10 protein-coding genes are annotated in these 11,653 nt (G+C 42.7%); 8 read left to right on the forward strand and 2 right to left on the reverse strand.

Features of this window, described 5'->3' with window-relative positions:
• The first annotated feature begins 52 nt into the window (after positions 1 to 52).
• Genes glyA through rpiB form a run of 3 tightly spaced genes read left to right on the forward strand, consistent with a single transcriptional unit; the run spans position 53 to position 2,592 of the window.
• Positions 53 to 1,327 carry a serine hydroxymethyltransferase gene (gene glyA, locus ACOOEY_RS10925; protein ID WP_420384747.1) on the forward strand — a complete coding sequence of 425 codons (1,275 nt, stop codon included), beginning with the start codon at positions 53 to 55 and terminating at the stop codon, positions 1,325 to 1,327.
• Positions 1,328 to 2,161: a twin-arginine translocase subunit TatC gene (gene tatC, locus ACOOEY_RS10930; protein ID WP_420384748.1), complete on the forward strand. Its 834-nt coding sequence runs from the start codon at positions 1,328 to 1,330 to the stop codon at positions 2,159 to 2,161. It abuts the gene before it with no gap.
• Complete coding sequence (gene rpiB / locus ACOOEY_RS10935; protein WP_420388650.1) at positions 2,155 to 2,592, forward strand: ribose 5-phosphate isomerase B; 438 nt, start codon at positions 2,155 to 2,157, stop codon at positions 2,590 to 2,592. The genes tatC and rpiB overlap by 7 nt, the downstream gene beginning before the upstream one ends.
• Here rpiB and ACOOEY_RS10940 read toward each other — a convergent pair.
• The gene (locus tag ACOOEY_RS10940) at positions 2,586 to 3,542 is read right to left on the reverse strand and encodes a hypothetical protein (protein ID WP_420384749.1); all 957 of its coding nucleotides are present in this window, start codon (positions 3,540 to 3,542) and stop codon (positions 2,586 to 2,588) included. The two genes, rpiB and ACOOEY_RS10940, sit on opposite strands and share 7 nt — an antisense overlap.
• A 148-nt stretch (positions 3,543 to 3,690) precedes the next feature.
• Here ACOOEY_RS10940 and rbfA point away from each other — a divergent pair, with 148 nt between their 5' ends.
• From rbfA to radA, 4 genes are all read left to right on the forward strand, one after another.
• Positions 3,691 to 4,068 (forward strand): 30S ribosome-binding factor RbfA, encoded by a 378-nt coding sequence (rbfA, locus tag ACOOEY_RS10945; RefSeq protein ID WP_420384750.1) that lies wholly within the window; start codon positions 3,691 to 3,693, stop codon positions 4,066 to 4,068.
• Positions 4,065 to 5,291 carry an ABC transporter permease gene (locus ACOOEY_RS10950; RefSeq protein ID WP_420384751.1) on the forward strand — a complete coding sequence of 409 codons (1,227 nt, stop codon included), beginning with the start codon at positions 4,065 to 4,067 and terminating at the stop codon, positions 5,289 to 5,291. Before rbfA ends, ACOOEY_RS10950 begins: the two co-directional genes overlap by 4 nt.
• Before the next feature lie 72 nt (positions 5,292 to 5,363).
• Positions 5,364 to 8,300 carry a DEAD/DEAH box helicase gene (locus ACOOEY_RS10955; protein ID WP_420384752.1) on the forward strand — a complete coding sequence of 979 codons (2,937 nt, stop codon included), beginning with the start codon at positions 5,364 to 5,366 and terminating at the stop codon, positions 8,298 to 8,300.
• A 4-nt stretch (positions 8,301 to 8,304) separates the two neighbouring features.
• Complete coding sequence (gene radA, locus ACOOEY_RS10960; RefSeq protein ID WP_420384753.1) at positions 8,305 to 9,678, forward strand: DNA repair protein RadA; 1,374 nt, start codon at positions 8,305 to 8,307, stop codon at positions 9,676 to 9,678.
• On the opposite strand, the gene ACOOEY_RS10965 is transcribed toward radA, so the two are convergent.
• Positions 9,675 to 10,574 carry a 1-aminocyclopropane-1-carboxylate deaminase/D-cysteine desulfhydrase gene (locus ACOOEY_RS10965; protein WP_420384754.1) on the reverse strand — a complete coding sequence of 300 codons (900 nt, stop codon included), beginning with the start codon at positions 10,572 to 10,574 and terminating at the stop codon, positions 9,675 to 9,677. The genes radA and ACOOEY_RS10965 overlap by 4 nt on opposite strands.
• A 65-nt stretch (positions 10,575 to 10,639) precedes the next feature.
• On the opposite strand from ACOOEY_RS10965, the gene ACOOEY_RS10970 reads away from it, so the two are divergent.
• Complete coding sequence (locus ACOOEY_RS10970) at positions 10,640 to 11,647, forward strand: RluA family pseudouridine synthase (protein ID WP_420384755.1); 1,008 nt, start codon at positions 10,640 to 10,642, stop codon at positions 11,645 to 11,647.
• The last annotated feature ends 6 nt before the right edge of the window (positions 11,648 to 11,653 follow it).

Raw genomic sequence — 11,653 nt, forward strand, 5'->3', positions numbered from 1 at the left:
ATCAATTGTTAATTCAATACCCATAGACTATTTTTGGCAGAAAATATAGACCATGGCCAAAGACAGTGTAATCTTTGATTTAATAAACAAAGAGCAGGAAAGACAGACAAAGGGGATTGAATTAATTGCCTCAGAAAATTTCGTATCTAATCAGGTAATGGAAGCCATGGGCAGCGTGCTTACTAATAAGTATGCTGAAGGGTTACCTGGTAAAAGATATTATGGTGGATGTGAAGTTGTAGATCAGGTTGAAAATATTGCCATAGACAGAATCAAGGAATTGTTTGGAGCTGTTTGGGCCAATGTACAACCTCACTCTGGAGCACAGGCGAATGCCGCAGTAATGCTGGCTTGCTTGAACCCCGGTGATAAAATCCTTGGCTTTGATCTTTCGCATGGAGGCCACCTTACCCATGGTTCAACGGTTAACTTTTCAGGAAAGCTTTATCAACCTCACTTTTATGGTGTAGAAAAGGAAACTGGTCTGATTGATTGGAACAAGGTGGAGGATAAGGCAAAAAGTGAAAAACCGAAAATGATCATTTGCGGTGCCTCTGCTTACAGTCGTGACTGGGATTACGCCAAACTTAGATCTATAGCAGATTCCGTAGGTGCTGTCCTTCTGGCCGATATTTCACACCCTTCAGGACTTATTGCAAGAGGTCTATTGAATGATCCAATTGAACATTGTCATATAGTTACCACTACAACCCATAAAACATTAAGAGGCCCAAGAGGAGGTCTTATTATGATGGGTGAGGATTTTGAAAACCCTTGGGGAGAGAAGACTTTGAAGGGACAGGTGAAAATGATGTCTCAGCTCTTGGATGGCGGGGTATTTCCCGGCACACAAGGAGGACCATTAGAGCATGTTATTGCTGCTAAAGCCGTTGCTTTTGGTGAAGCTTTAAGCGATGACTATATGTCTTATATCCTTCAGGTGCAAAAGAATGCTCAGGCCATGGCTGCCAGTTTTGTGGCGAGAGGTTATGACCTGATCTCCGGAGGAACCGACAACCACCTTATGCTGATTGACCTAAGGTCAAAAGGAATTAGTGGAAAAGTAGCGGAGGCTGCCCTTGGTGAAGCAGACATTACTATCAACAAGAACATGGTTCCTTTCGATGACAAATCTCCATTTGTCACCTCTGGAATGAGAGTGGGTACCGCTGCGATTACAACAAGAGGGTTCATGGAAACAGACATGGAAAGAATTGTTGATTTGATAGACAAAGTGATCACCGATCCTGAAAATGAAAAGACACTAACTTCAGTTCGAACAGAGGTGAATGAGTGGATGAGTTCTTATCCTTTATTTAAAGCATAATTGGCACTAGATCAACTTCACGAAGGGGATGAAAAGGAAATGGGTTTCCTTGACCATCTGGAAGAGCTGAGATGGCACTTGGTGCGATCTGTTGTTTCAATAGTTGTTTTCACAGTTCTTGCATTCCTGGCGAAAGACTTCTTTTGGGACGTACTGGTTATGGGCCCCACTAACTCAGACTTCTGGACCTACAGAAAACTCTGTGAATTGGGTCAGCTGGTTGGCTCCTCTTCGCTTTGTATAGATGATATGAATATCATTATTCAGAACAGGACCCTCCAGGGTCAGTTTTTAGTGCATATTAAATCATCCTTCGTTGCCGGCCTGGTACTGGCATTTCCATATACATTTTGGGAAATATGGAGGTTTGTTAAACCGGGACTTAGAAACAATGAGAAGAAGGCATCAAGAGGTGTTGTTTGGGTAGTTACACTACTATTCTTGCTTGGAGTGTTCTTTGGTTACTTTGTAGTCACTCCATTGAGTATTAACTTCTTATATAATTATACCCTGAGTGATCAGATTCAGAACATACTCGATGTCACCAATATCTTAGGAACCGTAGCTACGCTTTCACTGGCCTGTGGATTGATGTTCCAGCTACCAGTAGCCTCATACATGCTTTCAAAAGCAGGGATAATCACTCCCGAGCTAATGAAGCGCTTCAGAAGACATGCCATTGTGGTGATTCTGATAATTTCTGCAATTATTACCCCTCCTGACATTATGAGCCAGATTCTCATAGCTATGCCATTGACATTGCTGTATGAGATAAGCATATTCATTTCGAAAAGAGTAAACAAGAAGAGAGACCAGGAACTATACGAATCATGAGAAAAATAGGAATAGGAGGAGACCATGCCGGCTTCGATTACAAAAAGGCAATCAAAGAAAGTTTGACCCAAAAAGGATTCGAGGTTGTGGATTTTGGTCCCGATTCTGATGCTTCGGCTGATTACCCTGACTTCGTGCATCCCCTGGCGACTGCCGTAGAGCAAGGCGATGTGGAATTGGGTATAGCTATCTGTGGCAGCGGTAATGGTGTTTGTATGACAGTGAACAAGCATCAGTCCATTCGTGGGGCACTGGTTTGGAACACAGAGCTGTCAGCTTTGTCCCGTCAGCATAACAATGCAAATATTGTATGTATTCCTGCGCGATTCATCAGCCTGGACCTGGCCGAAGAGATTGTCGATACATTCCTCAACACGGAGTTCGAGGGTGGACGTCACGAAAGAAGGGTCAATAAAATAGCCTGTCAATAAAAAGGGCTGTAAAACAGCGTGGCCAGCATTAGGACAAGGAGTCCTAAAAAGGTCAATTCAGCCAGCCACTTTCTTTTTACTCCAAGCAGGTGCTCAGTAACAAAGTAGGTCATAGAAATGACCAGAGGTGTGGCTGAAGACGCAGACTCTTGAGATTGGAAGATCAGCGAGGCCAGCCCAAATAACCCAATCCATGTAAACACTCTTTTTACAGTAATCTGGTTATTGGTCATTCCCATTCCTGCGAGGTTACTGATGCTTGACTTGAGACTTAGTAAGAGTGGGAAACCCAGCACAATACCCATGTTCATTAAGAACGGCTCATCTGTGTTGAAGATGAGTAGTCCATTGAAATAGCCGGTCCAGAAGTCTGTTCCTGTTTTACCTATTTCAAAGGGTAGCCAGGAAATCAGCAATATCATTATAAAACCCCAAATTAGGAGTAGATACCTTCTACCTACCGTGCCGGAGTAAAAAAGAAGTAGAATAAAAGAAAGAATCAGGTACCAGGCGTTGGGTAAGAAAGCGAGGCTGGAAAGTGCCAATGTACAGCCGATGCTCAAAATCTTCTCATCACTATTTCTGTACTTGAGATGCTGATGAATAAATATCAAAGCAATTAGCAAAAATGAGCTTGCAATTAGCTGAGGAGAAACAAAATAATTATCCGCAGTTCCGGAGAGGACAATAACGTAAAGAGTTGCTGGTATATAGGTGTTCTCCTCAAAGGCACTGTTTCTGATGAGTAGCATGTTCAGGAGACTTGCATTCCAAAGGATTAACAGGGCAGCTATGATACCATTGATCAGTCGGTTTTCTAAGAGTGTTCCAAGAGCATACTGAAGCAATCCATAAATAGGACCACTGGTTTCTTGAAATAAATCATCGGGTGACAAAGCTTGAACATGGCCTGCTTCGGGAGAATCGGGCAGGAGTATGAAAAAAAACAACCTGGTGATTAGTAGAAGCACCAAAAGCCCGAAAACTCTGAAAGGGTCGTTCTGTCTGAAGTAGCTAAGCAATGAATTGTTATTCTTTGGAACTAAGGTATAAAATGCAAAGGAAGGAAAATCAATCAATAAATCAGATATTTGCACAATGGCTACAAAAAGACAGCAGAAGTTTTCAAAGCTTATCAAGGAAGAGATTTCGAAAATCTTTCATCAACAGTTCTCCGGTGCATTTATGGGCAAACTGGTGACCATTACAGATGTGGAAATGAGCCCTGACCTGGGTTTCGCTAAAATCTTTGTCAGTGTATTTCCTATTCTCCACGCAGATGATATTGTGGAGTTTATAGAGGAGAATAAATCGAAAGTGAGAGGTGCTCTAGGGCGTGCAATTGGTAAAGAAGTACGGATTATTCCTGAACTGGCTTTCTTTTTAGATAGCACTGCGGAACAAGCTTCTAAAATAGACTCTCTGATCGATTCGTTAGATATTCCTGATCCCGATCCCACAGACGAAGAAGATTGAATGTTTCAACCTTTATAGCGAAACGTTATTTCACCACCTCCAAGAAGCGCAACTTCATACAGGTGCTTTCATGGATTTCAGTTTTTGGAGTGGCCATAGGCACCACAGCCCTCATTGTGGTATTATCCGTTTTTAATGGCCTGGGCGATGTACTGAGGTCTGTCTACCAGACTTATGATGCAGGCCTGAAGATAGTCCCGGTTGAGGGCAAATCTTTTAGTCTTTCAGATGATCAGTTCGATCAGATTCAGAGAATAGATGGGGTTCAGTCCTTTTCCAGGGTAATTGAAGACCATGCTGTAGCCATTTACAGAGATCAGCAGGCAGTTGTTGAGGTTAAGGGAGTTGAACAATCTTTTATTGAGACAAAGAAGCTCGACACTTTTATGTTGCGAGGTCAGGCAAAGATCAACCAATATGATCGCAACATGGCCGTCTTGGGTGCAGGGCTCGCTTATGAGCTAGGCATATTGCTCGATAGTGACAGTTATGAGGTTGAACTGATTTACCCCAGGAATGTAAGGCCCGGTGCACTGGTGGGTACCAATTCGGTAAGAAGGACCCGTTTGTCTCCTGCAGGAATTATTAGCGTAGATGTGGCACTCGATGAAAAACTCCTCATCACTTCTTTTGAGGCCATCAGCAGAATTTTGGAATATGATAATCGCTACACTGCTGTGGAAATTTATCTCGATGATCTAAAAGACCTAAACAGTATACAAAATCAGGTGAAGGAAATTGTGGGAGACTCCTATGAGGTACTCACAAGTGATGAGCAACATGGAGAGTTGATGAGAGCGGTGAAAATAGAAAAGCTCTTCGCCTATCTGGCCCTCAGTTTTATTACACTCATTGCCTCATTTAATATCTTTTTCTCTCTCTCAATGCTGGCTATAGAGAAGAGAAGAGACATGGCCATTTTATATGCAGCAGGGGCTCCGAAGCAAATGGTCAAAAAGATTTTCCTGAAACAGGGAATGATCATTGCCTTTATAGGAGCTTTTCTGGGAATGATATTAGGCCTGACCATGTGCTATCTGCAAGATAAATACGGCTTGGTGGGCCTTGGAATGACTAACTCAGTGGTGCAGGCGTATCCTGTCAAAGTGGTGTGGACAGATGTTGCGCTGGTTGCCATTAGTATAATCCTCATCACCATTACTACCTCTTACCGCCCGGCCCTTTTGGCCTCAAGAGTTAATCCGATCGAGTTTCTCGATTAATTCACAGATACATCACTTTTCGCTTTTTGAGAATGGCCCAAAAGCATTAATTTGCGAATCGGTCAATAGAAAATGAAGGTATCTACAGCTCAACCCTTTCAATTAATTTATTCTCTGTATCAGCACGAATATCTTGGCTATCTGTTTGAGTCATTCGTTATTCAGCTCGATGATAAAGGTCGCCTTACACTGCAGCATCAGAATATTTCTTCTAAGAATGCCATGGAGTTTGAAAGTGGTCTTGACGAGAATGACTACAAGCTTATCAGGTTGATGGACGAAATTCAGCAGGATTCCGTAGTGCTGAAGTTCTATAAGAAGAAGGTGAAGCCAGAAGAGTTTTTCTTTAAAGTATATGACAAGGAAAGAGGCGATCAGGTATTACAGGAATCTATTGAATTATACCTGGAAACCCGCAGGGCTAAAATCCTTGACCTGCTTAAGGGGAAAATGATTTTTGAGATGGGCCGTGACGGTGAGCCGGCCTGGAAGCAGATTCATTGGGTAGAAGAGAAGGCCACCGTCCTTTTTCATTTCAGAAGAAATGAGGACAATACGCACTACTTCCCGACCATTAAACTCCACGATGAAAAGCTGGAGTGGCAATATAAAGGCTCTTACCTGGTATGCAGAGAACCCGCCTGGATGGTGGTCGATGACCAACTGATTAGTTTCGAAAAGAATGTCGATGGTAATAAGCTTAAGCCCTTTCTTAACAAGAAGTTTATTGTTATTCCTCAGAAAGTAGAGGAGACATATTATCAAAAGTTTGTGACCCAACTGGTGGCTAGTTTTGATGTGTATGCAAAAGGCTTCGAAATCAACTCAGAGAAATATCAGAGTCAACCTATCATCAATTTTTCAGAGTTGGTTCAGACCTCCAACGGAACACTGTTTGATAATGGAAACGATCATAATGGTAATGGGCAGGATGACGATTCAAAAATTCTCTTTAAGCTGGGCTTTCAGTATGGCCCCTATCAATTCGGTTATGAAAAGCAGCCTACCGCTTCAGTAAAGCTCGAGAAGAGCAATGGAACGTATGTGTTTCATAAGGTGAGTAGAGATAGCAAAAGAGAAATAGAGACGGTTTCCGAACTTCAAAAAAGAGGATTAAAGATTCAGAATGGAAGAGCCACATTACCCAGAGCTCTTGCCTTCGATTGGCTGAATGATAATGCGGAATTCTTGCAGGAAAATGGTATCGCGGTACGACAGACTGATACAGAGCGTAAGAAGTATTTCGTTGGAGAATCCAAGCTGGAAATCAAGGTAGAAGAAGGAATAGACTGGTTCGATATAAAGGCAATTGTTCGTTTTGGTGAATTCGAAATCACATTCCAGGAGCTCCGCAAGCTTATCAATAAGCATAAAAGAGAAATTAAGCTACCCAATGGGGAGGTAGCTGTTATTCCCGAGGCGTGGATTAAGGATTATGCTGAGCTGTTTGCCTTTATGGAGGAAACGGACGATCAGCAGGTTTTGAAGCTGAGAAAGCATCATCTTTCCCTCATTCAGGATCTTCAGAATGGACAGCTGGCCCAGGTGACCATGGACCGGAAACTTCAGAAGCTGGAGAATTTCGAAGCCATTGAAGACTATGAGATTCCGGAGGCCTTTAATGGCACACTCAGGCCGTATCAAAAGGCAGGGTATAACTGGATGCGCTTCCTCTCGGAATATAACTTTGGAGGCTGTCTGGCCGATGATATGGGTCTGGGAAAGACTGTTCAGACTTTGGCCCTGTTACAGGCACAAAGTGAGCACTCTTCAGGTCAGGCCTCTTTGCTCATTATGCCAACCTCTCTGATTTATAACTGGCAGCTGGAGGCCTCTAAGTTTACTCCAAACCTGAGAGTATTGGTGTATACTGGTACAAACAGAGATAAGAATGCTGAACAGTTTGCCAATTATGACCTGATAGTCACCTCCTATGGCATTACCAGACTAGATATAGAAATTCTCTCTTCATACTACTTTAACTATGTCATTCTCGATGAGTCACAGGCCATTAAAAACCCCGACTCATTAATCGCCAAGTCGGTCAGAGAATTGAAGTCACGATTCAGGCTGATTTTGACAGGAACTCCACTAGAGAACAGTACTTTCGATTTATGGTCCCAGATGAGCTTCATCAACCCGGGCCTATTGGGTACTGCCAAATATTTCAAGAATGAATTCCAGTTGCCTATTGAGAAGAAAGGAGACACAGACAAAACCAGAAAGCTCAATGTGATTATTAAGCCATTTATTTTAAGAAGACAAAAATCACAGGTGGCGAAAGACCTTCCGGAAAAATTTGAAAGTGTGAAATACAGTCAAATGACTCCGGAACAGGAAGAAAAGTATGAAGAGGTCAAGTCACATTACCGGAATCAAATTCTTGACACCATTGAAAAGAGTGGAATCAAGAAATCACAATTACTGCTCTTACAAGGTTTAACCAAGCTGCGGCAAATAGCCAATCACCCTAAAATGGTTGAACCTGATTTTGATGGAGGGTCGGGTAAATTGGAAGACATTACTTACATGATTGATTCAGCGATAAGTGAGGGCCATAAAATTCTGGTATTTAGCCAATTTGTAAAGCACCTTTCCCTGGTGAAGACCTATCTCGAAGAGCAAAAAATTGAATTTGCCTACCTGGATGGATCAACCAAAGACAGGCAGGCACAGGTAGAGAAATTTCAGAATAATGAGACCATTAAAGTTTTCCTCATTTCTCTAAAAGCAGGAGGGTTAGGCCTCAATTTAACCAAGGCCGATTATGTCTTCCTGCTTGATCCATGGTGGAACCCTGCTATTGAAGAGCAGGCCGTTGACAGAGCACACAGAATTGGCCAGGTGAATAAAGTGTTCACCTATAAATTCATTACCAGAAATACTGTTGAGGAGAAGATTCTGGCTCTACAGAAGAATAAACTTAAGCTGGCCAATGAGTTGATCACTACCGAAGAGAGCTTTATTAAGAAGCTCACTACCGAAGATATTTCCGAACTATTGAGCTAAAACAATGGCTAAAACCAAATCCGTATATGTCTGTCAGAATTGTGGAGCTAATTCAGCCAAGTGGATTGGCAAGTGCCCCTCATGTAATGAGTGGAATACCTATACGGAAGAGGTAATCTCAAAAGACAAATCATCAGAAGCCTCGTGGCGCGAAGAATCCGGCACTAAAGTCCGGCAGAAGCCGATCAATATTCGGGAGATTGAAAAAAGCTCTGAAGAAAGGCTGGTCACTTACGACAAAGAGTTGAACCGGGTATTAGGTGGAGGAATTGTGGCAGGCTCGTTAGTGCTGATCGGTGGAGAACCAGGTATTGGTAAATCGACACTTATGCTGCAGTTAGCTCTGGCTGCCAGAAAGAAAAGAGTACTTTATGTCAGTGGGGAAGAGAGTCAGCAGCAACTTAAAATGAGGGCCGAGAGAATTGGTATTCAAACCGACCAATGCTTTGTACTTTCCGAGACTAATACACAAAACATCTTCTCACAGATTAAAAATGTAAAGCCTGATTTACTTATAGTTGATTCTATCCAGACTTTACACACAGATAGAATAGAAAGTGCTGCCGGTTCAGTTTCTCAGGTAAGAGAGTGCACCGGTGAGTTGATGAAGTTTGCCAAAGAGACACAAACTCCGGTATTTTTAATTGGTCATATCACTAAAGAAGGCAGTATTGCCGGACCGAAAGTATTGGAGCATATGGTAGACACAGTGCTTCAGTTCGAAGGAGATCGTCACTTATCCTATCGAATTCTCAGGACTGTTAAGAACAGATTTGGATCTACTTCAGAACTGGGTATTTACGAGATGCAGACAGAAGGTTTAAGGCAGGTTTCCAACCCATCCGAAATTTTGATCTCGCAAAAGGCGGATGACTTGACGGGAATTGCTATTGGGGCAACCATTGAAGGAAACAGACCACTATTGATAGAAATACAATCTCTTGTCAGCTCTGCCACCTATGGCACTCCCCAGCGTAGTTCGACCGGCTTCGATGCGAAGAGGCTGAATATGCTACTGGCTGTGCTCGAAAAAAGAGGAGGACTGAGGTTTGGCACTCAAGACGTCTTTTTGAATGTTGCAGGAGGTATCAGAATAGATGAGCCGGCACTTGATTTGGCAGTGTGTGCTTCTCTTGTTAGCGCTTATCATGATATTCCTATTTCAGATAAGGTGGCTTTTGCCGCAGAAGTAGGTTTGGGTGGAGAAATTCGTGCGGTTAACCGTATTGAAAGTAGAATTGCTGAAGCCGAGAAACTTGGTTTTCAGGAAATTTACATCTCTAAATTCAATACCAAAGGACTCGACCTGAAGAGTAAGAATGTGACTATTAAACCTTTCGCTAAGCTTAGGGAAGTGTTTGAGGATCTTATGGGTTAAAGTCCAAAGCCAGCTCTTCCCTGTAATCCACCAGTATGAATAGCTAATACCTTTGACCCTTTGGGTATTTCCTCCCTGCTGATCATGTCGATTATTCCAAACAACATTTTGCCGGTGTAGATAGGCTCTAATGGAAGTTGGTAATCATTTTCAATTGCCCGGATGAAGTCGATGAGTGTTGGGTTGACTTTAGCATAACCTCCAAAATGATAGTTATTGTTCATCAACCAATTGTCAAAGGAACCTTGGGTATACTGATTAAGCAGTTCAGTAACTTCTCCCTGTAAAAAGGAGCCTTTTAGCGCGCTCACTCCTATGACCCTGCCCTGATTATTAAGGCTATTGATTAATCCCGTAATTGTTCCACCTGTACCAACAGGAACAAAATAATAGTCAAAGGCCTTATCTACCGCATGCAAAATTTCAGAAGCACCCTTAATGGCTAACTCGTTTGTTCCTCCTTCAGGAATGAGATAAAAATCACCAAACTCCCTTTTCAGGCTGTCGAGAAATGCTGAATTCGTTTTGTCTCTGTAGGTAGTTCGGTCTACATATTTCAATTGCATTCCACATTCAATAGCGAAGGAAAGTGTAGGGTTTAAAGTTGCATGCGCTTCTCCCCTGATGATTCCGATACTTCGAAAGCCAAATAACCTGGCCGCAGAAGCTACGGCATGAATGTGATTAGAATAAGCCCCTCCAAAAGTTAAAAGAGTGTTGTGGCCTAGCCGGCTGGCTTCCAATAAATTGTATTTCAGCTTATACCACTTGTTACCTGAAAGATGAGGATGCGTTTCATCCAGTCTCAATACCTGCAAATCAATGTCATTAGAAAGAGCATCAGGGTGATGAATTACCTGAAGCTTTGGCTGCTCATTGATCTGACTAAAATCCATGTTGCAAGGTAGTCTCCAATCCAGCTTTCAGCAAATCCGGATTATTGACCTATTTTTGCATTTCAATGGAAGAACAGGAAGAGTTATTTGAGCACCACAGGTTAGTTTGTGATCCAGGCCAGGAACCTTACAGAATTGATAAGTTCCTGATGGATAGATTGCCTAATGTGACCAGAAATAAGGTACAACAGGGCATTAAGGATGGCTTTGTCAAAGTGAATGGACAAGAAGTCAAACCGAATTACAAGGTACATCCTGGCGATGATATCATTGTGGAGCTTCCTGAACCTCCAAGGGACACAGAGGTAGTTCCAGAGAATATTCCGCTCAATATTGTCTATGAAGACGAGCATTTGTTAGTGGTGAATAAGGAGGCCGGTATGGTTGTGCACCCAGCCTATAACAACTGGACTGGCACACTGGTCAACGCATTAACTTATCACTTCCAGCAACTTCCTACCATGGAAGGTAATGATGGGAGACCGGGATTAGTCCATCGAATCGATAAGGATACATCCGGCCTCTTGGTAATTGCCAAAACCGAAAAGGCGATGAACAGCCTGGCCAAGCAGTTCTTTGATCACAGTATTGAAAGAACCTATTACGCTTTGGTTTGGGGAGTTCCAGAAGAGGAGGAAGGCACTATTGACGTGCACCTCGGAAGAAGTGAAAAAGACCGCAGAGTTACCGTGGCCATAGAAGATGCTTCAAGAGGTAGAAATGCCATCACTCATTACAAGCTGTTAAGAGACCTTCGATATGTTTCTCTTATTCAATGCAACCTGGAAACCGGAAGAACGCACCAGATTCGGGCCCATATGAAGTATTTAGGCCATCCATTGTTTAACGATGCTACCTACGGAGGAGACAAAGTTTTAAAAGGGACGCAATTCTCGAAGTACAAGGCATTTGTCGATAATGCATTCAAACTCATGCCCAGACAGGCACTGCATGCTAAGTCCTTAGGCTTTATTCATCCAGCTACCAGGAAGTTTATTCAGTTTGACTCAGAACTTCCGGAAGACTTTAAGGCGGTGATAGAAAAGTGGGACAATTACGTGCAGTACGAGTAAAAAAGC

This window comes from Roseivirga sp., assembly GCF_965216855.1.
In the GTDB taxonomy this organism is placed as follows: Bacteria; Bacteroidota; Bacteroidia; order Cytophagales; family Cyclobacteriaceae; genus Roseivirga.